Origin of the sequence: Teichococcus aestuarii, from assembly GCF_042651065.1 — a bacterium.
Taxonomy (GTDB): domain Bacteria; phylum Pseudomonadota; class Alphaproteobacteria; order Acetobacterales; family Acetobacteraceae; genus Pseudoroseomonas; species Pseudoroseomonas aestuarii.
Genome location: NZ_JBHSCH010000062.1, coordinates 1 through 25,869, shown reverse-complemented (window position 1 = coordinate 25,869; position 25,869 = coordinate 1). Strand labels below are relative to the sequence as shown.

At 72.3% G+C, this 25,869-nt stretch carries 29 protein-coding genes; 20 read left to right on the top strand and 9 right to left on the bottom strand.

Annotated features, from left to right (window positions below; genetic code table 11):
- The coding region (locus ACFOY6_RS19165; protein ID WP_379651958.1) for a phytoene/squalene synthase family protein at positions 1-755 on the bottom strand (755 nt) is incomplete at its 3' end.
- A gap of 139 nt (positions 756-894) precedes the next feature.
- On the opposite strand from ACFOY6_RS19165, the gene ACFOY6_RS19160 reads away from it, so the two are divergent.
- Positions 895-1,533: a superoxide dismutase gene (locus ACFOY6_RS19160; protein ID WP_109517617.1), complete on the top strand. Its 639-nt coding sequence runs from the start codon at positions 895-897 to the stop codon at positions 1,531-1,533.
- 215 nt (positions 1,534-1,748) lie between these two features.
- On the opposite strand, the gene yajC is transcribed toward ACFOY6_RS19160, so the two are convergent.
- A complete protein-coding gene (gene yajC / locus ACFOY6_RS19155; protein ID WP_109517618.1) occupies positions 1,749-2,096 on the bottom strand; it encodes a preprotein translocase subunit YajC in 348 nt (115 codons plus the stop codon).
- A 147-nt stretch (positions 2,097-2,243) separates the two neighbouring features.
- On the opposite strand from yajC, the gene ACFOY6_RS19150 reads away from it, so the two are divergent.
- Both ACFOY6_RS19150 and ACFOY6_RS19145 read left to right on the top strand, forming a co-directional pair.
- Positions 2,244-3,101: an ATP-binding protein gene (locus tag ACFOY6_RS19150; RefSeq protein WP_379651959.1), complete on the top strand. Its 858-nt coding sequence runs from the start codon at positions 2,244-2,246 to the stop codon at positions 3,099-3,101.
- Positions 3,102-3,148: 47 nt separating this feature from the next.
- Positions 3,149-4,087, top strand: a complete 939-nt coding sequence (locus ACFOY6_RS19145) for an MBL fold metallo-hydrolase (RefSeq protein WP_379651957.1) — start codon at positions 3,149-3,151, stop codon at positions 4,085-4,087.
- A 78-nt stretch (positions 4,088-4,165) separates the two neighbouring features.
- On the opposite strand, the gene ACFOY6_RS19140 is transcribed toward ACFOY6_RS19145, so the two are convergent.
- From ACFOY6_RS19140 to ACFOY6_RS19125, 4 genes are read right to left on the bottom strand one after another with little or no spacing between them, the layout of a single operon-like run.
- On the bottom strand, positions 4,166-4,990 hold the full coding sequence (locus ACFOY6_RS19140) for a MetQ/NlpA family ABC transporter substrate-binding protein (RefSeq protein ID WP_379651956.1): 825 nt from the start codon (positions 4,988-4,990) through the stop codon (positions 4,166-4,168).
- A 12-nt stretch (positions 4,991-5,002) separates the two neighbouring features.
- On the bottom strand, positions 5,003-5,815 hold the full coding sequence (locus tag ACFOY6_RS19135) for a MetQ/NlpA family ABC transporter substrate-binding protein (RefSeq protein WP_109517620.1): 813 nt from the start codon (positions 5,813-5,815) through the stop codon (positions 5,003-5,005).
- A 34-nt stretch (positions 5,816-5,849) separates the two neighbouring features.
- The gene (locus ACFOY6_RS19130) at positions 5,850-6,515 is read right to left on the bottom strand and encodes a methionine ABC transporter permease (protein WP_109517621.1); all 666 of its coding nucleotides are present in this window, start codon (positions 6,513-6,515) and stop codon (positions 5,850-5,852) included.
- A gap of 1 nt (position 6,516) precedes the next feature.
- Positions 6,517-7,650, bottom strand: a complete 1,134-nt coding sequence (locus ACFOY6_RS19125) for a methionine ABC transporter ATP-binding protein (RefSeq protein ID WP_379633877.1) — start codon at positions 7,648-7,650, stop codon at positions 6,517-6,519.
- Positions 7,651-8,180: 530 nt separating this feature from the next.
- On the opposite strand from ACFOY6_RS19125, the gene ACFOY6_RS19120 reads away from it, so the two are divergent.
- Together ACFOY6_RS19120 and ACFOY6_RS19115 are read left to right on the top strand one after the other, a co-directional pair.
- Positions 8,181-9,851, top strand: a complete 1,671-nt coding sequence (locus tag ACFOY6_RS19120) for a DEAD/DEAH box helicase (protein WP_109517623.1) — start codon at positions 8,181-8,183, stop codon at positions 9,849-9,851.
- Positions 9,852-10,012: 161 nt separating this feature from the next.
- The gene (locus ACFOY6_RS19115; RefSeq protein ID WP_379651955.1) at positions 10,013-11,299 is read left to right on the top strand and encodes a M20/M25/M40 family metallo-hydrolase; all 1,287 of its coding nucleotides are present in this window, start codon (positions 10,013-10,015) and stop codon (positions 11,297-11,299) included.
- A 42-nt stretch (positions 11,300-11,341) separates the two neighbouring features.
- On the opposite strand, the gene ACFOY6_RS19110 is transcribed toward ACFOY6_RS19115, so the two are convergent.
- On the bottom strand, positions 11,342-11,767 hold the full coding sequence (locus ACFOY6_RS19110; RefSeq protein ID WP_379633883.1) for a VOC family protein: 426 nt from the start codon (positions 11,765-11,767) through the stop codon (positions 11,342-11,344).
- A 111-nt stretch (positions 11,768-11,878) separates the two neighbouring features.
- Here ACFOY6_RS19110 and ACFOY6_RS19105 point away from each other — a divergent pair, with 111 nt between their 5' ends.
- Entirely contained in the window at positions 11,879-12,082 is a 204-nt protein-coding gene (locus ACFOY6_RS19105; RefSeq protein ID WP_379633884.1) for a hypothetical protein, read from the top strand.
- Between the two features lie 22 nt (positions 12,083-12,104).
- Here ACFOY6_RS19105 and ACFOY6_RS19100 read toward each other — a convergent pair whose 3' ends face one another.
- A complete protein-coding gene (locus ACFOY6_RS19100) occupies positions 12,105-13,436 on the bottom strand; it encodes a sensor histidine kinase (protein WP_379651954.1) in 1,332 nt (443 codons plus the stop codon).
- Positions 13,437-13,502: 66 nt separating this feature from the next.
- Positions 13,503-14,363 carry an SDR family oxidoreductase gene (locus ACFOY6_RS19095; protein ID WP_379651953.1) on the bottom strand — a complete coding sequence of 287 codons (861 nt, stop codon included), beginning with the start codon at positions 14,361-14,363 and terminating at the stop codon, positions 13,503-13,505.
- Positions 14,364-14,804: 441 nt separating this feature from the next.
- On the opposite strand from ACFOY6_RS19095, the gene pstS reads away from it, so the two are divergent.
- The 14 genes from pstS to ACFOY6_RS19025 all read left to right on the top strand — a co-directional run.
- A complete protein-coding gene (gene pstS / locus ACFOY6_RS19090) occupies positions 14,805-15,857 on the top strand; it encodes a phosphate ABC transporter substrate-binding protein PstS (protein WP_379651952.1) in 1,053 nt (350 codons plus the stop codon).
- Between the two features lie 111 nt (positions 15,858-15,968).
- Positions 15,969-16,964 (top strand): phosphate ABC transporter permease subunit PstC, encoded by a 996-nt coding sequence (gene pstC, locus ACFOY6_RS19085; RefSeq protein WP_109517630.1) that lies wholly within the window; start codon positions 15,969-15,971, stop codon positions 16,962-16,964.
- A gap of 5 nt (positions 16,965-16,969) precedes the next feature.
- Positions 16,970-17,854: a phosphate ABC transporter permease PstA gene (gene pstA, locus ACFOY6_RS19080; RefSeq protein ID WP_181378165.1), complete on the top strand. Its 885-nt coding sequence runs from the start codon at positions 16,970-16,972 to the stop codon at positions 17,852-17,854.
- A gap of 20 nt (positions 17,855-17,874) precedes the next feature.
- Entirely contained in the window at positions 17,875-18,684 is an 810-nt protein-coding gene (pstB, locus tag ACFOY6_RS19075) for a phosphate ABC transporter ATP-binding protein PstB (protein WP_109517748.1), read from the top strand.
- Between the two features lie 10 nt (positions 18,685-18,694).
- Positions 18,695-19,447, top strand: a complete 753-nt coding sequence (gene phoU / locus ACFOY6_RS19070) for a phosphate signaling complex protein PhoU (protein ID WP_109517631.1) — start codon at positions 18,695-18,697, stop codon at positions 19,445-19,447.
- Positions 19,448-19,487: 40 nt separating this feature from the next.
- Positions 19,488-20,204 (top strand): phosphate regulon transcriptional regulator PhoB, encoded by a 717-nt coding sequence (phoB, locus tag ACFOY6_RS19065; protein WP_109517632.1) that lies wholly within the window; start codon positions 19,488-19,490, stop codon positions 20,202-20,204.
- 103 nt (positions 20,205-20,307) lie between these two features.
- Positions 20,308-20,670: a DUF4870 family protein gene (locus tag ACFOY6_RS19060; protein ID WP_379633895.1), complete on the top strand. Its 363-nt coding sequence runs from the start codon at positions 20,308-20,310 to the stop codon at positions 20,668-20,670.
- A 101-nt stretch (positions 20,671-20,771) separates the two neighbouring features.
- On the top strand, positions 20,772-21,185 hold the full coding sequence (locus ACFOY6_RS19055) for an ATP-binding protein (RefSeq protein WP_379651951.1): 414 nt from the start codon (positions 20,772-20,774) through the stop codon (positions 21,183-21,185).
- Between the two features lie 28 nt (positions 21,186-21,213).
- Positions 21,214-21,537, top strand: a complete 324-nt coding sequence (locus ACFOY6_RS19050; RefSeq protein WP_379651950.1) for an STAS domain-containing protein — start codon at positions 21,214-21,216, stop codon at positions 21,535-21,537.
- 37 nt (positions 21,538-21,574) lie between these two features.
- Complete coding sequence (locus tag ACFOY6_RS19045; protein WP_379633901.1) at positions 21,575-22,345, top strand: CheR family methyltransferase; 771 nt, start codon at positions 21,575-21,577, stop codon at positions 22,343-22,345.
- 104 nt (positions 22,346-22,449) lie between these two features.
- Entirely contained in the window at positions 22,450-23,532 is a 1,083-nt protein-coding gene (locus ACFOY6_RS19040) for a chemotaxis protein CheW (protein WP_379651949.1), read from the top strand.
- Positions 23,532-24,632, top strand: coding sequence for a chemotaxis protein CheB (locus ACFOY6_RS19035; RefSeq protein WP_379651948.1), 1,101 nt, complete (start codon positions 23,532-23,534; stop codon positions 24,630-24,632). The genes ACFOY6_RS19040 and ACFOY6_RS19035 overlap by 1 nt, the downstream gene beginning before the upstream one ends.
- Positions 24,633-24,650: 18 nt before the next feature.
- Complete coding sequence (locus ACFOY6_RS19030) at positions 24,651-25,388, top strand: response regulator (RefSeq protein WP_219929755.1); 738 nt, start codon at positions 24,651-24,653, stop codon at positions 25,386-25,388.
- Positions 25,388-25,869: Hpt domain-containing protein (locus tag ACFOY6_RS19025; RefSeq protein ID WP_379651947.1), on the top strand; the 482-nt coding region annotated here is incomplete at its 3' end. The genes ACFOY6_RS19030 and ACFOY6_RS19025, both read left to right, overlap by 1 nt.

Here is a 25,869-nt window from a genome sequence, read left to right as displayed (position 1 = left end):
GGCACCGGGCCGGAGGGGGCCGTCGCCCTGCCCGCCACGGCGCCGCGCGGCAGGGCGGCGAGCTTCATGCGCCCCTCGCGCAGCAGCGCCTGGCCTTCCCCGGCCAGGATGCGGGCGGCCGCGTCGGTGCCCTGCTGGCGCGGGTCGCGCGCCACGTCGGCCGGGGTCAGGCCGTGCTCGGCCAGCAGGTCGGCGGGCAGTAGGCAGCGGCCCTGCATGGACAGGGCGGGCGTGTTGCGCAGCACCCCGGCCAGCCCATAGGCGGCGCCCACCGCCTGCAGCCCGGGCAGACAGGCAGCCGGCGCCCCCAGCACCCGCCCCATGGCCACGGCCAGCCCGCCCGATGAGCCGCGCAGCAGCGCCAGCAGCGCGGCCCGGCTCGGGATCTCCTCCTCCGCCTCCGCCTCCCGGGCATCCACCATGCCAAGCAGGTCCTCCGGCGCCAGCGTGCCGGCGCGGATCGCCTCGGCCAGCGGCGCCGCCACCTCGTGCCGGCGGGGCGGCGCCCCGGCCTGCGCCTCCTCCACCGCCTCGCGCCACCATTGCAGGCGGATCAGCGTGGTCATGGCGTTGCTCGCCACCTCCCGCGCCCGCGCCAACTCATGGTTGAAGGCGATCAGCAGGCCCAGCGTGTCGCGCGTCTCTGGCGGGGCGAACAGCGTGCAGAGGAAGCGGTCGGGGTCGTGGCGCCGCGCCAGCGCGGCGATCGGGGAGAGGGGAGCGGGATCGGCCATCGGCAGGGTTATGAACACCATTCCGTGCCGTGCAAGCGTCAGGGGCCTTGCTTGACGCCACATCGGGGCACGCCTAGCTGTTTCAGCGCGCGGCGCCGCAACTCCGGCGCCGGTCGATGCTTGCCCGTCCGAGTCCAATCATTCATCGGGAGAACAGCTCATGGCTTTCAGCCTTCCGCCGCTGCCTTACGACGCCTCCGCCCTTGCCGCCTCCGGCATGTGCCAGGAGACGCTGGAGCTGCACCATGGCAAGCACCACAACGCCTATGTCACCGCGCTGAACGGCCTGGTGGAGAGTAAGGGCCTGTCCGGCAAGTCGCTGGAGCAGATCGTCGCCGAGGCCGGCAAGGCCGGCGCCGACGGCCTGCCCGTGCTGAACCAGGCCGGCCAGCACTGGAACCACATCCTGTTCTGGCAGGTGATGAAGCCGAATGGCGGCGGCGACAGCCTGCCCGGCAAGATCGGCGCCAAGATCGACGAGGATTTCGGCGGTCTCGCGCAGTTCAAGGAGGCCTTCAAGCAGGCCGGCGTGACGCAGTTCGGCTCCGGCTGGGCCTGGCTGGTGATGGACCAGTCCGGCAAGCTGAAGGTGACCAAGACGCCGAACGGCGCCAACCCGGTCTCCACCGGCGAAGGCACGCCGATCCTCGGCGCCGACGTGTGGGAGCACGCCTACTACCTCGACTTCCGCAACGTCCGCCCGAACTACCTCGACAACTTCCTGAACAAGCTGGTGAACTGGGAGAAGGTCGAGGAGCTGATGCTCAACGGTGGCCTGAAGTCCGGCCAGACGGCCTGATTTTTCTGCAAGCTGCCGGTCAGGGCCGGGACAGGGGGGCGCGGCACGGAAGCGGACCGCAAGGGCCCAGGGTCGCGGTTCCCGCTTCCGGCGCGGGATCGGACCGCTCCGCTCCAGCAAGGCGCCCGACGTCTCGCCCATGACACGGCAGTCCGACAAAAAAACCCGGGAAGCGGTGCTTCCCGGGTTTTTCTCTGGACGGCGGCGTCGTGGTGTCAGGCGGCCGGCTTGACGTCGTTGGCGGCCACCGGCTTCACCAGCGTGCTGATGGTGCTGCGCACCACGTTGATGCGCACATTCGGCGCGATCTCGATCTCGACCTCCTCCGAGCCTTCCTTGACCTTCGTCACGGTGCCCAGGATGCCGCCAGCGGTGATGACGCGGTCGTTGCGCTTCAGCTGGGTGAGCATCGCGCGGTGCTCCTTGGCGCGCTTCTGCTGCGGGCGGATCAGCAGGAAGTAGAAGACCACGAAGATGAGCATCAGCGGCAGGAGCTGCATGACGATGCCGGCGGCACCGCCGGCGGCGGCTGCGTCCTGGGCATAGGCGGGGGAGATGAACATGGGGGCTGCTTCCGTCTTGCCGGGTGTGGCCGGCGAAACTAGCCTCCCGGCCCCTGCCGTCAACACCTTGCCGCCCGCGAGGGCGATGAACGCCCCGCCAGGGCCCCAGGAGCGTCCCGCTTGTCCGACACCGCCGACCACCCTCTGATGCCCACCCTGGCCCGCATCGCCGCGGCGCTGGAGCGCCTGGCGCCGCCGCCGCCGGCCCGGCCCGATCTCGGCGCGGCCGACGCCTTCGTGTGGCACCCCGCCACCCACGGCGGCAGCCCGGCCATGCTGGCGCCGGTGCCGCGCGTGGCGGCGGTGGAGATCGGCCTGCTGCAGGGGGTGGACCGGCAGAAGGGCCTGCTGCTGGAGAACACCCGCCGCTTTGCCGCCGGGCTGCCGGCCAACAACGCCATGCTCTGGGGCGCGCGCGGCATGGGCAAGTCCTCGCTGGTGAAGGCCGCCCACGCCGCCGCCAATGCCGAGACGCCCGGCAGCCTGGCGCTGATCGAGATCCAGCGCGAGGACATCCGCACCCTGCCGGAGCTGCTGAACATCCTGCGCGGCGGCACGCGCCGCTGCCTGGTGTTCTGCGACGACCTCTCCTTCGAGCGCGAGGACCAGGACTACAAGGCGCTGAAATCGGTGCTGGATGGCGGCATCGAGGGGCGGCCGCCCAACGTGCTGTTCTACGCCACCAGCAACCGCCGCCACCTGATGCCGCGCGACATGATCGAGAACGAGCGCAGCAGCGCCATCAACCCCGGCGAGGCGGTGGAGGAGAAGGTCTCCCTCAGCGACCGCTTCGGGCTGTGGATCGGCTTCCACAACGCCGACCAGAACACCTTCTTCGCCATGGTGGAGGGCTATGCCGCCGCGCTGAAGCTGCCGGTCAGCCAGGAAGAGCTGCACCGCGCGGCGGTGGAGTGGTCTGTCACGCGCGGCGGGCGCTCGGGCCGCGTGGCGTGGCAGTTCATCCTCGACCTCGCCGGGCGGCTCGGCGTGGCGCTGCCGGAGTGAGTGGAGCGCCGCTGCCGCCGCCGCAGGGCGCGCGCCGGGAGGGCAGGGTGTTCCTCAACCCCGATGGCTCGCGCCCCGGCCAGAGCTTCGGCGCGCTGTGGCGGCTGATGCGCGAGCGCGGCGGCACGCCCTGGCCGGAGCGGGTGGAGAACCCCGTCTTCCCGGCTCCGCCCGCGCCGCCGCCGGGCCATGCCACCGTCACCTTCCTCGGCCATGCCAGCTTCCTGATCCAGCCGCATGGCGGGCCGGTGATGCTGACCGACCCGATCTGGAGCGAGCGGTGCAGCCCCTTCTCCTTCATGGGGCCGAAGCGGGTGCGGCCGCCGGGCCTGGCCTTCGAGGCGCTGCCGCGCATCGACCTCGTGCTGCTCAGCCACAACCACTACGACCATTGCGACATCCCGACGCTGAGGCGCCTGCACGCCCGCTTCGCGCCGCGCATCCTCACCGGCCTCGGCAATGCGAGGCTGCTGGCGAGGCATGGGATGCGCGATGTGGCGGAGCTGGACTGGTGGCAGGAGGCGCCGCTGCCCGGCGGTGGCGCGGCGCGCTTCCTGCCGGCCCGCCACTTCGCCGCGCGTGGCCTGCACGACCGGGCGCACACCCTCTGGGGCGGCTTCATGATCGAGCCGGCCTCGGGCGGGCGGATCTACTTCGCCGGTGACTCCGCCTGGGGCGCGCATTTCGAGGAGATCGGCCAGCGCCATGGCGGCATCGATCTCGCCCTGCTGCCGATCGGCGCCTATGCGCCGCGCTGGTTCATGCAGGTGGTGCACGTGAACCCGGAGGAGGCGGTGCGCGCCTTCGCGGTGCTGCGGGCGCGCGAGGCGCTGGCGATGCATTTCGGCACCTTCAAGCTGACGCAGGAAGGCATCGACGAACCGGTGGAGGGGCTGCGCGCGGCACTCGCCGAGGCCGGGCTGCCGGAGGCGCGGTTCCGCGCGCCGGGCTGCGGCGAGAGTGTGGTGGTCGGATTGGAGAAGTAAGATCTTCTTTTTCTGAAGAAAAAGAAGCAAAAAGACTTTGTCGGTTTGGCGTTGCGCCAAACCGACAAAAGCCTGGCTTCAGGCCCCGACGATGACCGCCCCGCCGAAGGTCTTCTCGACGAAGTCCTTCACCGCCGGGTCGGCATAGGCGCGCGCCAGGGTCTGCGCCCAGGGCTTGCCCTCATCGCCGCGGCGGGTGACGACCAGCACCGTATAGGCGCTGTCGGTGCCCTCGATGGCCAGGCCTTCCTTCAGCGGGTTCAGCCCGGCGGGCACGGCGTAGTTGCCGGTGATGGCGGCGGCGTCCACGTCATCGAGGCTGCGGGCGATGGAGGCGGCCTCCAGCTCGACGATGCGCACGCGCTTTGGGTTGCCGGTGATGTCGGCCACCGTGGCGCGGTAGTCGGCGCCGGACTTCAGTTCGATGACACCGGCCTTGGCCAGCAGCAGCAGGGCGCGGCCGCCATTGGTCGGGTCGTTCGGGATGGCGACGCGGGCGCCGTTCGGCAGGTCCGCCAGCGCCTTGTGCTTCTTGCTGAACACGCCCATCACCGTCAGCACGGTCTTGCCCACGGGCACGAAGTCGTAGCCGCGCTGCGCCTTCTGCGCGTCGAGGAAGGGCTGGTGCTGGTAGGTGTTGACGTCGATCTCGCCCGCCGCCAGCGCCGCGTTGGGCTGGATGAAGTCCGAGAACTCGGTGATCTTCAGCACGAAGCCCTGCTTCACCAGCACGTCGCGCACCACTTCGAGCACCTGGGCGTGCACGCCGCTGGTGACGCCGACGCGCAGCGGCCGCGCGGCGGTGCCGATCTCGCCCGCGCCCTGCGCGAAGGCCGGCACGCGGAGGATGGCCGGCAGCAGCAGCGCGCCGCCGGCGAGGATCAGGGTACGACGGTTCAGCATGGCGGCCACTCCTCAGAAGGCGGGAACGACGGAGCCCTGGAAGGTCTCCTGCACGAACTTCTTGATCTCATCGTTCTGGTAGGCGGCGACGAGGCGCTTCACCCAGGGGGCGTCCTTGTTGTCGCGGTGCACGGCGATGAGGTTGGCATAGGGGCTGTCGGCGCTCTCGATGGCGACGGCGTCGCGCACCGGGTTCAGCCCCGCGGGGATGGCGAAGTTGGTGTTGATGGCCGCGGCCTCCACCTCGTCCAGCGTGCGCGGGATCTGCGCGGCCTCCAGCTCGATGATGCGCAGGCGCTTCGGGTTCTCCGTCACATCGGCCACGGTGGCGCGGAAATCGGCGCCCTCGGTCAGCTTGAAGGCGCCGTTCGCCGCCAGCAGGGCCAGGGCGCGGCCGCCATTGGTCGGGTCGTTCGGGATGGCGATGCGGCCGCCATTCGGGATGTCGGCGATCTTCTTGTGCTTGCGGGAATAGACGCCCATCGGGAAGACCAGCGTCTTGCCCACCGCCACCAGCGGCAGGTTGCGGTCCCGCACCGTCTGGTCGAGGAAGGGCTGGTGCTGGTAGCTGTTGGCGTCCAGGTCCTTGGCCGCCAGCGCCGCGTTCGGCGTGATGTAGTCGGAGAACGGGACGATGCGCAGCACCAGCCCGTCGCGCGCGGCGATCTCCTGCACCTTCTCCAGCACCTGGCTGTGCGGCCCGGCGGTGCCGCCGATGCGCAGCGGGCGGGACTGCGTGCCGATCTCCTGCGCGCGGGCCGGAAGGCTGCCCAGGAAGGGCAGGGCGAGGCCGCTGCCGAGCAGCGTGCGGCGGTTCAGGGACATGGCGGTCTCCTTCTTTTTTGTATCGGGTCTACGGTCAGCGGCGGCGGACACGGCGCACCAGCCAGTCGCCCAGCGATTGCAGCCCCTGCACGAACAGGATCAGCACGATGACGACGCTCGCCATCACCTCCGGCATGAAGCGCTGGTAGCCGAAGCGGATGCCGAGATCGCCCAGGCCCCCGCCGCCCACCGCGCCGGCCATGGCCGAGTAGCCGACGAGGCTCACCAGCGTGACGGTAACGGCGGCGATCAGGCCGGGCATCGCCTCCGGCACCAGCACCTTCCACAGGATCTGCAGCCGGGTGGCGCCCATGGCGCGGGCGGCCTCGACCACGCCGCGGTCCACCTCGCGGAAGGCGGTCTCGAACAGGCGGGCGATGAAGGCCGTGGAGGCCAGCGCCAGCGGCACGATGGCCGCGCCCGTGCCGATCGAGGTGCCGGCCACCAGCCGGGTGAAGGGCACGATCGCCACCATCAGGATGATGAAGGGGGTGGAGCGGACGGCGTTGATCAGCAGGCCGAGCGGCCGGTTCACCAGCCCGTTCTGCGCCAGCCCGCCACGGTCGGTGGCGTGCAGCAGCAGCGCCAGCGGCAGGCCGAAGACGATGGCGATGGCGGCGGCGCCGCCGACCATGGTCAGCGTCTCGATGGCAGCCTCGACGAAGAGCTGCTCCAGCATCGGGGTGAGCCAGGGGATCATGTCAGGCGGCCTCCGCCTTGGTCTGGAGGGTCGGGGCGTCCACCGGGGTCACGGTCAGGCCCAGCTCGGTGAACCAGGCTGTGGCGGCGTCGATCTGCTCCGGGCTGCCATAGGCGGCAAGCGCCATCAGCCCGAAGGGCTCGCCGGCGATCTCGTCGATGCGGCCCGAGATGATGTCGAGGTCGAGCGCGAAGCGGCGCGAGGCCTCGCTGATGACGGCGCGCGTGCTGTTCGGCCCGGCGAAGAGCACCTGCAGCAGGCGCCGCTCCTCTCCCTCGCGCGGGGCGGGGAGGCGGGCCACGGTGCCGGGCGGGATGAAATGGCCGATGGTGTCGGCGATGAAGCGGCGCGTGGTGGGGTGGCGCGGCCGGGTGAAGACGTCGAACACCCGGCCCTCCTCGATCACCTGGCCGCGCTCCATCACCGCCACGCGGTCGCAGATCTCCTTCACCACCGCCATCTCGTGGGTGATGAGCAGCACGGTGAGGTCGAGCTGGTCGCGCAGCCGCTTGATCAGCGCCAGGATCTCCTGCGTCGTCTCGGGGTCGAGCGCGCTGGTCGCCTCATCGCAGAGCAGGATGCGCGGGCGTGGGGCGAGCGCGCGGGCGATGCCGACGCGCTGCTTCTGCCCGCCCGAGAGCTGCGCCGGGTAGGCGCCCGCCTTGTCGGCCAGCCCCACCAGGGCCAGCGCCTCCGCCACGCGCTGGGCGCGCTCGGCGCGCGGCACGCCGGCCACCTCCAGCGGGAAGGCGACATTGTCCGCCACGGTGCGGGAGGAGAGCAGGTTGAAGTGCTGGAACACCATGCCGATGCGCCGGCGCCGCTCGCGCAGCGCCGTGCCGTCCAGCCCGAGCAGGTCCTCGCCCAGCACCCGCACCGCGCCGGAATCAGGGCGCTCCAGCAGGTTCACGCAGCGGATCAGGGTGGATTTGCCGGCGCCCGAGCGGCCGACGATGCCGAAGATCTCGCCCGGCGCCACCTGCAGCGAGACGCCGTCCAGCGCCTTCGTCGCGGCGCCGCGCCCGGTGAAGAGGCGGCGCAGGTCGCGCAGGTCGATGGCGGGGCCGGGGCCGGCTCCGGTTACGGCCCCGGGCTGCGCGGGCGGCGGCGCCGGCGCGGCGGCAGAAACAGACATGGCAGTTCCGATGACGTGAAAGCGGGGGAGGAGGGCGCCACGCGGCGCGGCGGCACGGCGGCACCGTGCCTGGCGGATCAGCCGGCGGTCAGCAATCCGGCGTTCAGCAGAGGGGCATTCGACAGGTCATGGGCACTCCGGGCATCTCCAACACGGTCGGATGACCCACGAAGCGACCGGCGGCGGAGGGCTTCACCCTCCCGGCCCGCAGCCCGGCTTCCTGGCGCTTTAGCACTTGGTGTCGCGGCGCAAGCTGCATCCGTCAAATCCCCGCGGGAAGGCATATTCCCCTTCCGATGCGGAGAATGGAGAAACCACAGCCCGACCGCAAGCATGGAAGCGCCTCATAAGACCATGCGCTGAACGCATGGCTCGTCCTCGTGATCAGCCATGGCGTGCAAATCTCGCGCAGAGGCTGTAGAAGGCGCGGCATCCTGCCGGGTGAGCGGCGCCATCGCGCCCACATCCCGCAGAGGAAGCGCCCCAGACCCGGGTGCGCACCACCCGACCGTGGCGGATCTTTCGAACACATGCCTTTTCCTGTGATGCCCGAAGCGCTTCTGCGCGCCCTCACCGAGCGCGGCTATGCCGAGCCCACCGCCGTGCAGGCGGCGGTGCTGGAGCCGGAGACGGCGGGGCGCGACCTGCTCGTCTCGGCGCAGACCGGCTCGGGCAAGACAGTGGCCTTCGGCCTCGCCGTCTCGCCGGAGCTGATGGGCGAGGCGGAGCGCCTGCCGCCCGCCGGCGCCCCCCTGGCCCTGGTGGTGGCGCCGACGCGCGAACTGGCGCTGCAGGTGCGGACCGAGCTTTCCTGGCTCTACGCCGCGGCCGGCGGGCGCGTGGTCAGCTGCGTCGGCGGCATGGACCCGGTGGCGGAGCGCCGCGCCCTCTCGCAGGGCGCGCACATCGTCGTCGGCACGCCGGGCCGGCTGTGCGACCACCTGGACCGCGGCAATCTCCGCCCCGAGGCGCTGCGCGCCGTGGTGCTGGACGAGGCGGACGAGATGCTCGACCTCGGCTTCCGCGAGGAGCTGGAGAAGATCCTCGGCGCCGCGCCGGAGGACCGCCGCACCCTGCTGTTCTCCGCCACCGTGCCGCGCGAGATCGCGCGCCTGGCCGAGAACTTCCAGAGCGACGCCCTGCGCATCGAGGCCAAAGGCGAGGGCGGCCAGCATGTCGACATCGCCTACAAGGCGGTGCTGGTGGCGCCTTATGACGTGGAGCGGGCGGTGGTGAACCTGCTGCGCGTCTCCGACAGCCCGCGCGCCATTGTCTTCTGCTCCACCCGCGCGGCGGTGGCGCGGCTGCACGGCAACCTCTCCGAGCGCGGCTTCTCCGCCGTGGCGCTCTCCGGCGAGCTCTCGCAGGCCGAGCGCAGCCGCGCCCTGCAGGGGCTGCGCGACGGCCGCGCCCAGGTCTGCGTCGCCACCGACGTGGCGGCGCGCGGCATCGACCTGCCGGATCTCGGCCTGGTCATCCATGCCGAGCTGCCGAAGGAGCCGGAGACCATGCTGCACCGCTCCGGCCGCACTGGCCGGGCGGGGCGCAAGGGCACCTCGGTGCTGATCGTGCCGCCGAGCCGCCGCCGGATGGCCGAGCGGCTGCTGATGGCCGCGCGCGTCGAGGCCGAATGGGGCCCGCCGCCGGCCGCCGAGGCCATCCATGCGCGCGATGCCGAGCGGCTGGCCGCCCAGGCCCAGGCCCTGCTGGCCGAGGAGCCCTCGGCCGACGACACCGCCGTGGCCCGCGCCCTGCTGGACGGCGGCGCCGCGCCGGAGGCCATCGCCGCCGCGCTGGTGAAGGTGCTGCGCGCGCCGCTGCCGGCGCCGGAGGAGCTTTCTGCCGTGGAGGCCGGCCCGCCGCGCCGCCCGGTGCGCGAGCGCCCGACCGGCCCGGGGCAGGAAGGCGTGTGGTTCCGCATCAATGTGGGGCGCGACGGCAATGCCGATCCCCGCTGGGTGCTGCCCTTCCTGTGCCGGCGCGGCCAGGTGGCGCGCGACGAGATCGGCCGCATCCGCATCCTGGGTCGGGAGACGCAGTTCGAGGTGGCCGCCTATGCCGCCGGCCGCTTCGCCGCCGCGGCCCGCCGGCCGGATGCGGACGACCCGCATATCCGCGTGGAGCCGGTGCCGGCAGGGCACACCGCCCGCGGCCCGCGCCCTTCCGGCGGTGATCGGGGACGCCGCCCACAGTTTCGTTGAGGCGGTCTGGTCTCGTTCAAGTTGCTGTGCGGAGGTGATGCCCTCCCTCCTGCCGGCTTCCATATCTGCTAGAGGCGGAGCTTCACGGACAAAGAATGGCGCTTCGTCGTCCTGGAAGGAGGACTGGCCGACGTTTGGCGGATCGAGGAGAAGCAGGATTGATGCCGTGGCACGAGCAGACGTCTTTCGATTCTGGGGATGATCTCGCCATCGACCGGCTGAGCCTCGCCGCGCCTTTGCTGGGCGCCACCGGCTGGATCGACGGGCTGGCACGCCTGGTCGGGCTGGATCTCTCCGTTGGGGAGGCGCCGTCCGCCCGCACGGCGCTGGCCCATACCGCCCTGGCGCAGACCCTCCAGGAGATGTTCGCGCCGCTCGGCTTCAACCTGCGGCGCATCGCCCCGCCGGGTGAGGCGCGTGGCGATGAGGCCGCGCAGACGGAGCCCGCCCCGGCCAGCCTTGTCGCCGCCCGCCGCACCGGCCGCCCGGTCTGCTCCATCCACATGCCGCTGAGCGTCGCCGCGCCCGATCCCCGCTGGACGCGCCCTCCCCATGCCCTGACCCGCCGGGGCAGCCAGCTTTTCGGCTGTGGCACGCGCGGCGGGCAGGGGGCCATCGCCGCCGTATGGGCGGCCCTGCGCGCGGCCGATGCGGTGGGGCTGCCGCTGCGCTTCGACCCCGTGCTGCTGTTCACCCCCCATGACGACAGCGGCGCCGTGTTGCGCCATCTCTGCGAGCAGGGCGAGGTGAGGGGCCATTTCCTGTCGCTGGGCGGGATGGCCGCGCCCCGCATCTGGGCCGGGGCGCTGGGACTGCTGACGGTTGAACTGCGCATCGACGGCGCCGCCGATGCCGAGGCCGCGCTGCCAGTCCTGGCGCGGCTGGCGGAGCTGCAGCACCAGGTATCGCAGCGTCTCAGCACCCTGCCCGCCGCCCTGGAGGGCGAGGGCATCCAGCTCTCCGCCCAGCTTTCGGTCGCCTCCGTGAGCATGAGCCCGGATGGCGGCATACGGCGGCGCTGCACCGTGGTCGTGCAGCGCCGCTTCACGCCCGAGGAAGGCGCGGAGGCCGCGCTGGAGGAGCTGCGCGCGGCCATGGCCGGGCTGGAGGTTCCTGGCTGTGCCCTGGAATGCCGGATGGTGCGCCACCTGCCCGCCGCCCTGGCGCCGGAGGAGGGGCCGCACGGCGCCCGCTGGCAACGCGCGCTGAGCTGGGGCTTCGGCTTCGCGCCCGATGGGTTCCGCCGCGCGAGCAGCCTGGAAGGGTCGGCCTTCGGCTTCGTGCAGCAGGCCGGCGTGCAGGAGATCCTGGTCGGCGGGCTGACACGGCCCGGGCAGCGCCAGGAGGCGGTGAACGAATTCACCACCGTCGAGGATGTCGAAGCCCTGGGCCGCGCCGTCCTGGCCTATCTGGCCGATGCACCGGAGCAGCCGCTGGACGGCTTCTGAGCACGCCGCTCCGGCAGAATCGTCCGGCAAGGGACGTTCCGCTCAGCGCCCTGGCCAGAGGCCGGGCGTCGCCAGCTCCACCAGATGCCCTTCCGGGTCCCGCAGGAACAGGCTGTGGCCGCCGCTTGGCCAGGAGACCGCCCCCTCCACCGCGACGACGTTCAGCGCCAGCCATTCCCGCCAGGCCGGCAGGGTCTCGGCCGCCACGCCGAGCGCGATGTGCTGCCGGCCGCCGGCATCGTGCCCCGGAATATGGCCGCCCGGCGTCTCGGTGGCGGCCGCGGCGCTGCCCCGCCGGAACAGCAGCAGCACGCCAGGACCGATGCCGAGGGCGCAGAAGGTGTCGGTGGCCCGCAGGCACTCCAGCCCCAGGATGTGCTCGTAGAACCAGCGTGTCGCGCGCAGGTCCCGCACATAGAGGGCGGTCTCCAGCAGCTTTCCGGGTACCGCCGGGCGGAGGGCGGTCATGGGTCCTGTCCTTGGCCTGGGCTGTGATGATGCAACCGGCCCGGCCGCCGAGGGTTGCTCATCTTGAATGCCGGCACGCAGGCCCGGCTGACAGATCCAAGGAGAACCGCGATGGCCTCGCCGGAAACCCGCTCCCCGCCCCATCAGCCCGTGACCCAGGGCAAGGACGCCCGCCAGAACGACCAGGAGCTGGAGAAGGCCCTGGAGGACACTTTCCCGGCCAGCGACCCGCCGTCCCAGTCCAGCCCGACGCAGACGGTCGGCTGGGAAGAGCCTGAGAAGGAAGACACGGAAAACACGAAAAAGGGCGGCTGAGACACCGGCATCGCCCGCCCGTTCAGTCCGGCGTTGCCTCCGGGAAGCGCAGGCTGAACCGGGTCCGGGGACGGTGCTCGGTGAGCAGGTCCCCGTCCAGCTGGCGTGCGCAGGATTGCAGCAGCGTCATGCCGAACCCGGCGGACCGCATGGCCGCCAGCGCGTCCATGCCCGCCCCGTCATCCTCGACACTCAGCACCAGCATGTCCTCCTCGCGCTCGAGGCGGAGGTGGATGTTGCCGTGCCGCCCATCCGGGAAGGCATGGCGGAGCGCGTTGCTCACCATCTCCGCCACGGCCATGCCAAGAGGCAGGGTACGGTCCCTGCTGAGCGATGCCGGAACCGTCTCCACATGGAGGACCACCGGCCGCCGCGCCATCCAGTGGCGGATGATCCAGTGGGCGAAGGTTTCCAGATAGCGATCGAGCGGGACGCTCCCGGCGTCGCCAGCCTGATGCAGCGCCTCGTGCAGCGCCGCCATGCTCTGGATGCGCTCGCCCGCCATCTCCAGTGCCGCCTTCACCTCCGGCGGGGTGCGCCGGGCCTGGAGGCGCAGCAGGCTGGAGACGAGCTGGAAGTTGTTCTTCACCCGATGCGTCAATTCCCGGTAGAGTCGTTCATGGCGGGCGACGGCCCGGGCCCAGTCCTGTTCCGCCCTGTGCTGCGCCGTGACATCCATCAGCACGCCGGCGGCTTCCCCCGGCCCGGCGGGCCGGCCGCGCAGCAGAAGGGCGCGCGTCTCGCCCGTGGCGCTGGGCAGCAGGCGGAACACCACCTCGACCGGCGCTGTCTCCAGATCGCGGCCAGCCTGCCGGAAGGCCTCCAGATCATCGGGGTGGAGGTGGTTGTGCAACTGCCCCAGGGAGACGGGCCCCGTGCCGGCGGGACGCCCGAGCACGCGCCAGGCGCTGGCGCAGAGGCTGATGGTCTGGCTGGCCACGTTCCATTTCCATCGGCCTGCCTGGCCCAGCGCCTCCATCTCGTGCAGGGCCTGCCGGAGCTGGTTTCCCTCGTCGGTGACGTGGCGCAGCTCGCCGGCCACCAGTGCCACCAGCAGGCCCGCCGCCAGCAGCGTCAGCGCCTCCCCGCCCGACAGGGTTCCATGCCCAAGGGCCAGTTCCTCCCCGAGCGTGAGCAGGGACAGGAACAGCACGCAACCCACCCCGCCCGGACGGCCACCGACGGCGCCGGCAAGGGCGATGGCCGGCAGCAGCAGGGCCGGGCCATGGGTGCCGGGCCATAGGGCCTCGGCGGCCTCCCATGCCAGCATGCCCGCCAACGCGCAGCCAAGCGCCACGAGCTGGCTGGAGATGACACCTCCGGCCCGCGGCAGGCGCGAGACGATCTTGATCACCCGGGAAGCGCCGCACCGGGATGGCGTCCGGCTTTCCCCTGATCCTTGCCTCCCCTCTTGCCGCGACTACCCATTGACCACGGTGCCTCCATTCGGGTGCAGAACCTGCCCGGACATGTAGGACGCATCCGGCCCGGCGAGGAAAATGTAGCACGGCGCCACCTCATCCGGCTCGCCGGGGCGGGCCATGGGGGCGGACTGGCCGTGCTTCTCCATGCGTTCTGCATCGAATGTGGCCGGGATCAGCGGCGTGCGGATCGGGCCCGGGGCCACCGCGTTGACGCGGATGCCCTGCTCGGCCAGGGCGGTGGAGAGCGAGCGGGTGAAGGCGACGATTGCCCCCTTGGTGGCGGCGTAGTCGATCAGCGTCGGGCTGCCGTGATAGGCGGTGACGGAGGTGCTGTTGATGATGGACCCGCCGCGCGGAATGTGCGGCAGCGCCGCGCGCGTCATCCAGAACTGCGAGAGGATGTTGGTGCGGAAGGTGGCTTCCACCTGGTCCACCGGAATGCTGGCGAAGTCGTGGTGCACATGCTGCTCGGCGGCGTTGTTCACCAGGATGTCGATGCGGCCGAAGCGCGCGACGGTTTCGGCCACCAGCCGCCCGGCCACCGCCGGATCCCCGATATCGCCATGGCAGAGCAGGATCTCGCGGCCTGCTTCCTTCACCAGCCGCTCCGTCTCCCGCGCATCCTCGTGCTCCTCCAGGTAGCCGATGACGATGTCGGCGCCCTCCTTGGCAAAGCCCACCGCCACGGCGCGGCCGATGCCGCTGTCGCCGCCGGTGATGAGGGCGACCTTGCCGGCCAGCTTCCCGGCGGCGCGGTAGTCGCGCATGGCGGAACGGGGGGCGGGGTCCATCGCCCATTCCCGCCCCGGCTGGCGGGGCTGCACGGCCGCGGGAGGGGCGGAAGGCTGCTGGCTCATCGGCGGTTCTCGGATCGGTTCTCGGGCGACGAGGAAGGCGGCGCCGGATGTGAAGGGATTGCGGCAGCCGCGCCGGCGGGCCGCGACGCGCCGGCAGCGGGCCTGCGGAGGCGGAGCCGGGATGCTTCCTGCGGACGTGCAAAAGCCCGGATACCCATGGCGTACGGAGAGCCATGGGTTTCCTTCGATGGGCCAGGCCAGGCTGTCCACCGGTGTGGCCGCGGGCCCCTGGCACGTTGTGGATGCGGCATGCTGGCCCGAACAACCAGCCGCCAGGGCAAGAGTTTCAAGGGTTGAGGGCAGTGTGAAGCGCCCGGCCTGTCATCGAACCTTCATAAATATGAAATAGAGTCGTCGTGCCCCGGGCCTAGAAGGCGTCCAACCGAACCGGCCCCCCGCCGTGCCCTGCGCGGCCAGGACCGGACGCAAGAACGGAGAGATATGGTGAGCAATCGACTTCTGGCCCTGGCGGCTGGCGTTGTGGCCACGTTTGGCCTGTCCATGACCGCGCACGCGCAGCAGGCGACCATCACCGGGGCGGGCGCGAGCTTCCCCAACCCGCTCTACCAGAAGTGGGGCGAGGCGGCGAAGGAAGGCGCGGGCATCCAGCTCAACTACCAGTCCGTCGGCTCGGGCGCCGGCCAGGCGCAGATCCGCAACCGCACCGTCGATTTCGGCGCCTCCGACGCGCCGATGACGGCCGAGCAGCTGCAGGAGCACAACCTGCTCCAGTTCCCCTCGACCATGGGCAGCCTCGTCGCCATCGTGAACATCCCGGGCGTCGAGGACCACCAGATGCGCCTGACGGGCGAGCTGCTGTCCGAGATCTACCTGGGCAAGATCACCAAGTGGAACGACCCCAAGCTGGTCGAGATGAACCCGGGGCTGAATCTGCCGAACCTGGCGATCGCGCCGGTCTACCGCGCCGACGGCTCGGGCACGACCTATGTGTGGGTCTCCTACCTCTCGGCCGTCTCCAGCGAGTTCAAGCAGCGCGTCGGCGTCGGCACCTCGGTGAAGTGGGCCGCCGGCACCGGCGCCCGCGGCAATGAGGGCGTGGCGGGCACGGTGCGCAACGTGCGCGGCGCCATCGGCTATGTCGAGCACGCCTATGCGGCGCAGAACAAGCTGGTGACCACCCAGCTGCGCAACAAGGCCGGCAACTTCGTCCAGGCCGAGCCGGAGGCCTTCCAGGCCGCCGCCGCCAATGCCGACTGGTCCACGCCGAACTTCGCCGCCAGCCTGATCGACACCCAGGGCGACAAGTCCTGGCCGATCGTCTCGCCCACTTTCATCCTGCTGCCGAAGAACCCGCAGGACGCGAACCGGGCGCAGAACGTGATGAAGTTCTTCGACTGGGCCTTCAAGAACGGCGACCAGATGGCCGTGCAGCTCGACTACATCCCGCTGCCGGAGACGGTGGAGAGCGCCATCCGCGCCGCCTGGGCCGCCGAGGTGAAGGTGGACGGCAAGCCGGTCTGGCCGGCCAACTAATCCGGCCAGTACGAGCGGACGAGACCAGGGCGGGCGGTTCCGGAAGGACCCGCCCGCTTCCCGCAAGCCGGGCCGGGCGCTATCCCGCCCCGCAAACCCGCTTTCCGGAGCATCCCCTTGCAGCAGGCTGCAACCCTCTCCGCCCAGACGGCGCCGCCACCCACGCATGAATTGCGCCGGGGCCGAAGCTCCGGCGCGCTGGGCGACGCCATCTTCGCCGCCGCCTGCCGCAGCGCCGGCGTGCTCGTGCTTCTGCTGCTCGGCGCCATCATCCTGGAGCTGTTCCTGGGTGGGCTGCAGGCCTTCCGCACCTTCGGCCCCGGCTTCGTCACCTCGACGGAGTGGGACCCGGTGCAGGAGGTGTTCGGCGCCGGCGTGTCCATCTACGGCACCATCGTCACCGCGGTGCTGGCGCTGATCATGGCCGTGCCGCTGGCCTTCGGCGTGGCCTTCTACCTGACCGAGCTGGCGCCGGCCTGGCTGAAGCGCCCGGTCGGCACGGCGGTGGAGCTGCTGGCGGCGGTGCCCTCCATCATCTACGGCATGTGGGGCTTCTTCCTGATCGTCCCCTTCATGTCGACGACCCTGCAGCCCTTCATCATCGACACGCTGGGCACGCTGCCGGTGCTGGAGAACCTCTTCGCCGGCCCGCCCTTCGGCACCGGCATCTTCACCGCCGCGCTGATCCTGGCGATCATGGTGCTGCCCTTCATCGCCGCCACCATGCGCGACGTGTTCGAGACCGTGCCGCCCGTCTACAAGGAGAGCGCCTACGGCCTCGGCTGCACGCAGTGGGAGGTGGTGCGCAGCGTGGTGCTGCCCTACACCCGCGTCTCGGTGGTGGGCGGCATCATGCTCGGCCTCGGCCGCGCCCTGGGCGAGACCATGGCCGTAACCTTCGTCATCGGCAACGCCAACCGCATCTCCACCAGCCTGTTCGGCCCGGGCAACACCATCGCCTCCGTGGTCGCGCTGGAGTTCGGCGAGAGCGAGCTCGGCAGCCTCAAGCTCTCCGCCCTGCTGGGGCTGGGCTTCATCCTGTTCGTCATCTCCTTCATCGTGCTGGCTGCCTCGCGCTTCCTGCTGCGGCAGCGGCTGAAGGCCTGAACACCATGAGCGCCACCCTCCACCCCGCCAGCGGCCCCGCCAAGGACATGCGCGTCGCCGCCGCCCTGGGCCGCCGCCGCCGCGCCACCTCCCACCTCGTGAAGTTCGCCTGCTACGGCGCCACGGCGGTCGGGCTGCTGCTGCTGCTCTCCATCCTCGGCACGCTGTTCTGGAACGGCTTCGCGGCGCTGAACCTGCGCGTCTTCACCGACATGACGCGCCCGCCCGGCTCCGAGGGCGGCCTGCTGAACCCGATCATCGGCAGCCTGATCCAGACCGGCATCGGCACCGCCATCGGCACGCCGATCGGCCTGCTCGTCGGCACCTACCTGGCCGAGTATGCCAAGAACTCGCCGCTGGCCAACGCGGTGCGCTTCGTCTCGGACATCCTGCTCTCGGCGCCTTCCATCCTGATCGGCCTGTTCGTCTACCAGATCCTGGTGGTGCCCTTCGGCGGCTTCTCCGGCTGGGCCGGCTCGGTGGCGCTGGCCATCATCGTCATCCCCATCGTGGTGCGCACGACGGAGGACATGCTCCGCCTGCTGCCCGACACGCTGCGCGAGGCCGTCATCGGCCTCGGCGCGCCGAAGTGGAAGATGATCACGCTGGTCTGCTGGCGGGCCGCGGCGTCCGGCATCGTCACCGGCGTGCTGCTGGCGGTGGCGCGCGTGGCGGGCGAGACGGCGCCGCTGCTGTTCACCTCGCTCGGCAACCTGAACTGGTCGCTCAGCCTCTCCGCGCCCATGTCCAGCCTGCCGATCACCATCTTCGCCTATGCCGGCTCGCCCTATCAGGACTGGATCGCGCTGGCCTGGGCCGGTGCGCTGATCATCACCCTGGGCGTGCTGGGGCTCAACATCGTGGCGCGCAGCCTGCTGCGCAGGAAGTGAGGAAGACCATGGGCGTTTCCATGATCCAGACCGGCGCGGACACCGCCGTGGCCGCCAAGCCGGGCGCCGCGATGAACGCGCCGCGCATCGCCGTGCGCGATCTCGACTTCTACTACGGCGCCAACAAGGCGCTGAAGGGCATCAACTTCGACCTGCCGGACCGGCAGGTGACGGGGATGATCGGCCCCTCGGGCTGCGGCAAGTCCACCCTGCTGCGGGTGCTCAACCGCATGTACAGCCTCTACCCCGGCCAGCGCGCCACGGGGCAGGTGCTGCTCGACGGCAAGAACATCCTCGACGCCGATGTGGACATGAACGCGCTGCGCGCGCGCATCGGCATGGTGTTCCAGAAGCCGACGCCCTTCCCGATGACGATCTACGAGAACATCGCCTTCGGCGTCCGGCTGCACGAGAAGCTCTCGAAGAGCCAGATGGACGAGCGGGTGGAATGGGCGCTGACGCGCGCCGCCATCTGGGGCGAGGTGAAGGACCGGCTGAACAGCAACGCCATGGGCCTCTCGGGCGGCCAGCAGCAGCGCCTCTGCATCGCGCGCTCCATTGCCGTGCGCCCGGAGGTGATCCTGCTCGACGAGCCGACCTCGGCGCTCGACCCGATCAGCACCCTCAAGATCGAGGAGCTGATCGACGAGCTGAAGCAGGACTTCACCATCGCCATCGTCACGCACAACATGCAGCAGGCGGCGCGCTGCGCCGACCAGGTGGCCTTCTTCTACCTCGGCGAGCTGATCGAGGTGGCGCCTGCGGAGGAGATGTTCACCGCGCCCAAGCAGAAGAAGACCCAGGAATACATCACCGGCCGTTTCGGCTGACGAGGGCGCCATGAAGACCTTGCCGACCGAGACGTCCGACCCGCAGCCCCAGCAGAGCGAGCACATCGTGCGTTCCTACGAAGAACAGCTCAAGCGCCTGCGCGAGATGGTGGCCCGCATGGGCGGGCTGGCCGAACGCCAGGTGGCCGACGCCGCCACGGCCCTGATCCGCCGCGACACCGAGCTCGCCAGCGCCGTCGTCGGCCGCGACGGCGAGATCGACGCGCTGGAGACCGAGATCGAGAATTTCTGCGTCCGCCTCCTGGCGCTGCGCCAGCCGATGGCGGCCGACCTGCGGCTGATCGTCGCCGCCATGAAGGTCTCGACCGACATCGAGCGCATCGGCGACTACGCCCGCAACGCCGCCAAGCGCGCCATCGTCGTCTCGCAGCAGCCGCACCTCGGCAGCCTCAACGGCTTCCAGTGGATGGCCAAGCTGGTGCAGGAGAACCTCAAGGAGGCGATCGACGCGCTGGTGAAGGAGGACGCCGCCGCCGCCGAGCGCGTCTGGGGCGCCGATGCGCCGGTGGACGACATCTACAACGGCATCTTCCGCGAGATGCTGACGCACATGATGGAGGACCCGCGCAACATCACCGCGGCCACCCATCTGCTGTTCATCGCCAAGAATTTCGAGCGGATCGGCGACCACGCGACGAACATCGCGGAGACCGTCCACTACGCCGTGCTCGGCCACATGCTGCCCGAGGACCGTCCGAAGTCCGACGCCTCCGCCTACACCGTTGTCCGCCCGCCCGCCTGAGCGCGGCACCCGCGAGACTGACCGAGGAAAGACCCCGGCCATGGCCGAGCTGAATTCCGGCATGCCCCGCCCGACCATCCTGGTGGTCGAGGACGAGGCGCCGCTGCTGACCCTGCTGCGCTACAACCTGGAGAAGCAGGGCTTCCAGGTGGACGAGGCGGCCGACGGCCAGGAGGCGCTGATGCGCGTGGCCGAGGCGCCGCCCGACCTCGTGCTGCTGGACTGGATGCTGCCCGCCATGTCCGGCCTCGAGGTCTGCCGCCAGCTGCGCCGCCGGCACGACACGCGTGGCCTGCCGATCATCATGGTCACCGCCCGCACCGAGGACCAGGACGCCGTCCGTGCCCTCGACACGGGCGCGGACGACTACATCGCCAAGCCCTTCGTGATGGAGGCGCTGCTGGCGCGCATCCGCGCCCTGCTGCGCCGCTCCGGCGGCGTCGCCACCAAGGGCACGCTGGCCTGGCAGGACGTGACGATGGACCAGGACGCGCACCGCGTCTCGCGCGGCGGGCGGCCGCTGCATCTGGGCCCCACCGAGTACCGGCTGCTGGAGTTCTTCCTGCAGCATCCCGGCCGCGTCTTCTCGCGCGAGCAGTTGCTGGATGCGGTGTGGGGCCGCGACATCCATGTCGAGCCGCGCACGGTGGACGTGCATATCCGCCGCCTGCGCAAGGCGGTGAACGGCGAGGGCGAGGTGGACATCATCCGCACCGTGCGCAGCGCCGGCTACGCGCTGGATCTGGAGCACGCCTGAGGCGTCCGGGCCGGGGCCGCCCGCCGGGGCGGCCCGTCCGGCCTTGCACCCGGCGGCGCGGGAGGTCATCTGCCAGGCTGCGCAACCGCCAGGGAGGCCCCGCATGGACCCCGTCACGCCACAGCCGCGCGAGGCCGAGAGCCGGCTGCGCAACGTCGCGCTCGCCGTGCACGGCCTCTACGCCGCCAGCTTCCTGCTCGGCGTCACCGTGCTGGTCGGCGTGGTGCTGGCCTACATGAAGCGTGCCGATGCGGCGGGCACCATCTACCACTCCCACCTGACCTACGCGATCCGCACCTTCTGGATCGGCCTCGCGCTCAGCGTGGTGAGCTTCGTGCTGTCCTTCGTGGGGCTCGGCTTCCTCCTCGGGTTCTTCGCCCTGGTGTGGTTCGTCATCCGGCTGGTGCGGGCCTTCCTGGCCTGGAACGACCGCCGCGCCGTGGAGCGGCCGGAGCGCTTCTTCTGAAGGCGCCTTCCCCCGGGCTCCCGCCACGCGGCCCCGACTGACAGGCGCCGCCCACGGCATTACCCTGTGGCCTGAATCGGAAGGACAGGATACCAGCCTGCATGGCGGGAAGCATGGAACTGTCGCTGCGCCTGTGCCCCGGGGCGCAGGCCGTGCCGGTGTTGCTGGACCGGCTGGAGGCCTATGCGGAGGAGACCGGCCTGCCGATGGGGCCCTCCCAGCGCCTGGCGCTGGTCTGCGAGGAATGGCTGGCCAATGTGGCGATGCACGGGACCGGGGCGAGCTATGCCGAGCTGTCGCTGTGGCGCGAGCCGGGGAGCCTGCATCTGCGCCTGGCCGATGACGGGCCGCCCTTCGACCCCCTGGCCGCGCCGCCGCCCGACACGGGCCGGCCGCTGGAAGAGCGTATGGCGGGCGGCCTCGGGCTGCATCTTATGCGCCGGATGACCCGGCGCCTGGACTATGCGCGGGAAGCCGGCTGCAACAGGCTGCTGGCCGTGCTGGACGTGGCGTGATGCAATGCGACAAGGAGCGGGAGAGATTATGGACATCGTCGAGGTCCGGGCGGAGGGCGCAACGGTGGCGGTGCTGGAGGGACGGCTCGACACCGTGACCGCCCCGCTGGTCGAGGCGCGTCTCCTGGCCCTGCTGGAGGAGGGCGCCGTGGTGGCTGATCTCGCGGCGGTCCGCTACGTTTCCTCGGCGGGGCTGCGGGTGCTGCTGCGCGCGGCCAAGCAGGGCGTGGGCTCCGGCCGCGGCTTCAGCATCTGCGGCCTGCAATCCCCCGTGCGCGAGGTGTTCGAGATTTCCGGATTCGACCGCATCATCCCCGCCTATCCGACACGGGCCGAGGCCCTGGCCGCCTGAGCCGCGCCAGGGCGAAGGGCAGGGGCATGCGCGCGCCATGATGCCGCCCCTGCCGGCCGAGGCACTGGCCAGCCAGGGGCTGGAGCGGCTGGTCGGCCTCTCCGACGGCATGGTGCTGCAAGGCCGGCTGCGCCGCGCCGCGCCGCTCATCGCGGAGGCCGGGCCCGGGCGGCTGCCCAGCCCCGAGATGGACGACCCCTTCTGGGCCCGGCTGATCGATGCCGTCACGGTGCAGGAGACGCGGCTTTTCCGCACGCCGAAGCAATGGCTGGGGCTGGCGGCGCGGGTGCTGCCGGGGCTGGCCGGGCTGGGCCGGCCGGCGCAGCTGCTTTCCGCCGGTTGCGCCACCGGCGAGGAAGCCTGGACCCTGGCCGTGCTGGCGGCGGGGGCGGGGCTTCCGGCCCGGGTGCTGGGCCTGGACCTCTGCCGCCCGGCGCTTGAGCGGGCCGCCAGCGGCCTGTTCCCGCCCGGCCCGCCCGACCCGCTGCGCGATGTGCCGCCGCCCTATCGCCGCTTCTTCACGGTTTCGGCCGAGGGGGTACAGGCGCGCCCCGGCCCGTATGTCTCCGTGCGCGTGGCGCGCGCCAATCTGCTCGATCTGCCCGGGGCAGGCCCGTCCTTCGATGTAATCCTTTGCCGCAACGTGCTGATCTACCTGACCTCCGAGGCGCGGGAGAGGGTGCTGCGCCGGCTCCTTGCGCGGCTGGCGCCGGGCGGGGCGCTGCTTCTGGGCGCCACCGATCTGCCGCCGCCGGAGCTCGGCCTTCGCCCCTGGGCGGAGGACCAGCCCTGCCTGTGGTGCCGGTGAGCGAAGCCGCGCTTCAGGCGGGCGGGCACTGGTTCCGCCTGCCGCCGGGTGCCAGGGCGGTTCCGCCGGTTCCCCTGCGTCCCGTGCCAGGCATGCCGCCGGGCATGCTGGGGCTGGCGCTCCGGCAGGGCGTGGCCGTGCCGGTCCTGGCGCCCGGTGGCAGGGCCGGCGCGGCCTGGCTGGCCTGCGAGGGCCCGGCCGGTGCCTACCTCGTCACGGGCGATGCGGTGGCGGCGCCACCACCGCCGGAGGCATCGCCGCTGCCTCTGCCGCATATCGCCCCCCTTGCCGTGCCGCCGGTGACGCCGGTCGCGGCCCTGGCGCCCGCCCTGCCTGCGGCGTCGCGGCGGGAGGAGGGGCTGCTTCTGCACCTGGAGGGCTGGCATTGGCCGCTGCCGCCGGGCGTGCTGCTGCGCGTGGTGCCGATGCCGCCCCTGTCCCCGCCGCCCGGCCATCCGCCGGGGGCGCTGGGGCTGGGTCCGGTGCCGGGGGAGGCCGGCGCGGCGCTGCTGCTGGACCCGGCCTGGCTGGACCCGGCCGCGCCGCCGGCCGGGTCCGCGCCCTTGATGGCCGTGCTGGTGCTGGAAGGCCGCTGCTACGCGCTGCCCTGCGACCACCTCGTTCCGGAGGGTGGGGGCGAGGCCACGTCGCTGCTGGCGGGGCGGCTGGCGTCGCGTCTGGCGGGGCCGGATGCCGCGCCATTGCGCGCCCTGGCGCCGCCGCACCGTGCCGCGCCGCCGCCGCCGGTGGCGCCCAGCCGGGTCCTGCTGCTGGCGCGGGTGGGGGTGCTCGACTTCGCCCTGCCGCTGGAGGAAGTGGCCGCCGTGGTGGCTCCCCAGGCGCCGGCCGCCGTGCCGGCAGGCGGCAGCCGCCGGCTGCGCGGCGTGGTGGCGCATCGCGGCGACGTGCTGCCGGTGCTGGATGGCGGCGAGGCGCTGGGCCAGCCGGCGGTGCTGGCGGCGCAGCCCGCGCCGCCCCTGCTGCGGCTGGCCGGCACGCCGCCCCTGGCCCTGGCGGTGAGCGGCGTGCAGGGTCTGCGCCGCTGGCCGGAGGCCGACATCCATGCCCTGGAGACGTCCGGGCTGGTGGCGGCGCTGGCCATGGCGCCCCCCGGCGCCGCGCCCGAGCGCCCGCTGCCGGTGTGCCGCGCCGCCGCCCTGGCCGCTCTGCTGCCGGGAGGCGCGTGATGATCCGCGTCCTGGTGGTGGACGACAGCGGCTTCATGCGGCTGGCGCTGCGGCGGATCATCGAGGCGGATGGCGACCTGAAGGTTGTGGGGGAGGCGGCCAACGGCCACCTCGCCCTGGAGCTGGCCGAGCGTCTGCAGCCCGACGTGGTGGCGCTCGACCTGGAGATGCCCGGGCTGGACGGGCTGGCCGTGACCGAGCGGCTGATGGCGCTGCCCGCCCCGCCCGCGGTGGTGATGGTGAGCCACCACACGCGCGAGGGCTCGGAGATGGCGCTGGCCGCCCTGGCACGCGGCGCGGCGGACTACCTGTGGAAGGGCTCGGCGCTGTCCGGCCTCGATCTCGGGCAGATCGACCGGGAGTTGCGCGGCCGGCTGCGCCATTGGGCCACCCAGCGCCCGGCCGGGTTGCCGCCGCCCCAGCCCATGCCGCCCCAGCGCCTGCCGCCCCAGCCTGTGCCGGCCATCTCCACCCTGCCGCCACGCAGCCGTGAGGATGAGCGGTTCGACCTGCTGCTGCTCGGCGCTTCCACCGGCGGCCCCGATGCGCTGGCCGCGCTGCTGGGGGCGGCGGGCGCGCTGCCGGTGCCCTGCGTGGTGGCGCAGCACATGCCGGCCGCGCTGGGGCCGGATTTCGCGCGGCATCTGGCGGCGCGCACGGGGCAGCCCGTGGTGCTCGGCGCGCATGGCGGGCGCCTCGTGCCGGGCGAGGTGCTGCTGCTGCCGGGCGGCACGGACGGCCACCTGGCCTGCGCCCCCGAGGGCGGGCTGACCCTGCGGCTGGCGGCGGGGGCGGGGCTCGTGCATCCTTCGGTGGACGGGCTGTTCCAGTCCGCCGCCCTGGCGGCGCGGCGGCCGGTGGCGGTGGTGATGAGCGGCATGGGGCAGGATGGCGCAGCCGGCGTGGCACCGCTGCTGGCGCGGGGCGGTATGGTGCTGGTGCAGGAGGCGGCCAGCTGCGTCGTCGCCGGCATGCCGGGGGCGGCCGCCGCTGCGCCGCGCGCGGCGGGGGTGGCGGCGGAGGCCGCCGCGCCTGCGGCGCTGGGCCGCCGGCTCGCCCGGCTGCTGTCCACGGCGCCCCCCTCCGGGCCCCGTGGCTGAGGCGGAAAGGAAGCGCCCATGACCGAGCCGCTCGATCCGGAACTGCTGGCGGCCTTCCTGCCGGAGTGGGAGGCCGCCGCCGCGGCCCTTGCCGGGGCCGGGGCCACCGCCGCCCCCCGCCTGCTGGACCAGCTGCGCGGCATGGCCGGCGCCTTCGGGCTGCGCTCCCTGTCCGAGATCCTGGCCACGGCGGAGCCGCTGCCGGAGCCCTTCGCGCCGGGGGCGCTGGCGGGCCTCGCCGCGCGGCTGCGGGCGCAGGCGGCGCGCATCGCCGAGGCGGGCGCGGACCTGCCGCCGCCGGAGGAGGCGCCCCCGCGGGACGCTTCGCCGCCGGAAGGCTGCCGCGTGCTGCTGGTGGATGACAGCGCCATGATGCGCCGCCTGCTGCGCGAGAGCCTGGCCGCCGACCCCGCCTTCGTCGTGGTGGGCGAGGCCGCCAACGGCCATGCCGCGCTGGAGCGCATGGCGGCGCTGCGCCCGGACCTCACCCTGCTGGATATCGAGATGCCGGAGCTGGACGGAATCGGCGCCCTGCGCGCCTGGAGCCTGACGGGACCGGGCGCGGTGGTGGTGGTCTCCTCCGCCGCGCGGCCCGGCACCGCGCTGGCGGCCGAGGCGCGGCGCCTCGGCGCGGCGGCGGTGGTGGGCAAGCCCTCTGGTGCCTTCAGCCCGGATCTGCGCGACCGCCAGGGCGATGCCATCCTGCGCGCCGCGCGCCACGCCGCCGGCCTGCCGCCCGCCGGGGAGGGGCGTTGATGCTGGGGGAGGAGGACGCCCTCTGGGCCGAGTTCGCCGCCGAGAGCGAGGAGCATCTCGATGGCATCGAGGCGGCGCTGGCGGCGGCCGCGCCCGGGGCGGAGGCGGTCAACACCCTGTTCCGGGCCTTCCACAGCCTGAAGGGCATGAGCGACGCACTGGGCGCCCAGGGGCTGAAGGCGCTGGCGCACGCGGCGGAGGATGTGCTTGGCCTGGTCCGTGCCGGCCGGCTGCCGCTCGACCGGCCGCTGGCCGAGCTGCTGCTGCGGACGGTGGACACGCTGCGCCGCCAGCGCCGGCAGGTGCTGGAGCATCGCCCCGAGCAGCCGGCCGACCCGGCCCTGATGGCGGCTTTGCGCCGCTTCGCCGGCACGCCATCCGCCCCGCCCGCCGGGGCCGCCCCGGTGCCCCCCGCGGCCGCCGATCCGCTGCTGGCCACCCTGGCCTCGCGCGCGCGCGCGGCGGTGCCGCTGCTGGCGGC

What these genes read in the sequence shown, in the direction of transcription:
- phoB (WP_109517632.1), top strand. Translation starts at nt 19,488, where the DNA reads ATGGCCGAGCTGAATTCCGGCATGCCCCGCCCGACCATCCTGGTGGTC.
- ACFOY6_RS19105 (WP_379633884.1), top strand. Translation starts at nt 11,879, where the DNA reads ATGGCCTCGCCGGAAACCCGCTCCCCGCCCCATCAGCCCGTGACCCAG.
- pstA (WP_181378165.1), top strand. Translation starts at nt 16,970, where the DNA reads ATGAGCGCCACCCTCCACCCCGCCAGCGGCCCCGCCAAGGACATGCGC.
- yajC (WP_109517618.1), bottom strand. Translation starts at nt 2,096, where the DNA reads ATGTTCATCTCCCCCGCCTATGCCCAGGACGCAGCCGCCGCCGGCGGT.
- ACFOY6_RS19135 (WP_109517620.1), bottom strand. Translation starts at nt 5,815, where the DNA reads ATGTCCCTGAACCGCCGCACGCTGCTCGGCAGCGGCCTCGCCCTGCCC.
- phoU (WP_109517631.1), top strand. Translation starts at nt 18,695, where the DNA reads ATGAAGACCTTGCCGACCGAGACGTCCGACCCGCAGCCCCAGCAGAGC.
- ACFOY6_RS19055 (WP_379651951.1), top strand. Translation starts at nt 20,772, where the DNA reads ATGGCGGGAAGCATGGAACTGTCGCTGCGCCTGTGCCCCGGGGCGCAG.
- ACFOY6_RS19035 (WP_379651948.1), top strand. Translation starts at nt 23,532, where the DNA reads ATGATCCGCGTCCTGGTGGTGGACGACAGCGGCTTCATGCGGCTGGCG.
- ACFOY6_RS19060 (WP_379633895.1), top strand. Translation starts at nt 20,308, where the DNA reads ATGGACCCCGTCACGCCACAGCCGCGCGAGGCCGAGAGCCGGCTGCGC.
- pstS (WP_379651952.1), top strand. Translation starts at nt 14,805, where the DNA reads ATGGTGAGCAATCGACTTCTGGCCCTGGCGGCTGGCGTTGTGGCCACG.
- ACFOY6_RS19115 (WP_379651955.1), top strand. Translation starts at nt 10,013, where the DNA reads ATGCCGTGGCACGAGCAGACGTCTTTCGATTCTGGGGATGATCTCGCC.
- ACFOY6_RS19050 (WP_379651950.1), top strand. Translation starts at nt 21,214, where the DNA reads ATGGACATCGTCGAGGTCCGGGCGGAGGGCGCAACGGTGGCGGTGCTG.
- ACFOY6_RS19040 (WP_379651949.1), top strand. Translation starts at nt 22,450, where the DNA reads ATGCTGGGGCTGGCGCTCCGGCAGGGCGTGGCCGTGCCGGTCCTGGCG.
- ACFOY6_RS19140 (WP_379651956.1), bottom strand. Translation starts at nt 4,990, where the DNA reads ATGCTGAACCGTCGTACCCTGATCCTCGCCGGCGGCGCGCTGCTGCTG.
- ACFOY6_RS19110 (WP_379633883.1), bottom strand. Translation starts at nt 11,767, where the DNA reads ATGACCGCCCTCCGCCCGGCGGTACCCGGAAAGCTGCTGGAGACCGCC.
- ACFOY6_RS19160 (WP_109517617.1), top strand. Translation starts at nt 895, where the DNA reads ATGGCTTTCAGCCTTCCGCCGCTGCCTTACGACGCCTCCGCCCTTGCC.
- ACFOY6_RS19030 (WP_219929755.1), top strand. Translation starts at nt 24,651, where the DNA reads ATGACCGAGCCGCTCGATCCGGAACTGCTGGCGGCCTTCCTGCCGGAG.
- ACFOY6_RS19130 (WP_109517621.1), bottom strand. Translation starts at nt 6,515, where the DNA reads ATGATCCCCTGGCTCACCCCGATGCTGGAGCAGCTCTTCGTCGAGGCT.
- ACFOY6_RS19095 (WP_379651953.1), bottom strand. Translation starts at nt 14,363, where the DNA reads ATGAGCCAGCAGCCTTCCGCCCCTCCCGCGGCCGTGCAGCCCCGCCAG.
- ACFOY6_RS19150 (WP_379651959.1), top strand. Translation starts at nt 2,244, where the DNA reads ATGCCCACCCTGGCCCGCATCGCCGCGGCGCTGGAGCGCCTGGCGCCG.
- ACFOY6_RS19045 (WP_379633901.1), top strand. Translation starts at nt 21,575, where the DNA reads ATGATGCCGCCCCTGCCGGCCGAGGCACTGGCCAGCCAGGGGCTGGAG.
- ACFOY6_RS19125 (WP_379633877.1), bottom strand. Translation starts at nt 7,650, where the DNA reads ATGTCTGTTTCTGCCGCCGCGCCGGCGCCGCCGCCCGCGCAGCCCGGG.
- pstB (WP_109517748.1), top strand. Translation starts at nt 17,875, where the DNA reads ATGATCCAGACCGGCGCGGACACCGCCGTGGCCGCCAAGCCGGGCGCC.
- ACFOY6_RS19120 (WP_109517623.1), top strand. Translation starts at nt 8,181, where the DNA reads ATGCCTTTTCCTGTGATGCCCGAAGCGCTTCTGCGCGCCCTCACCGAG.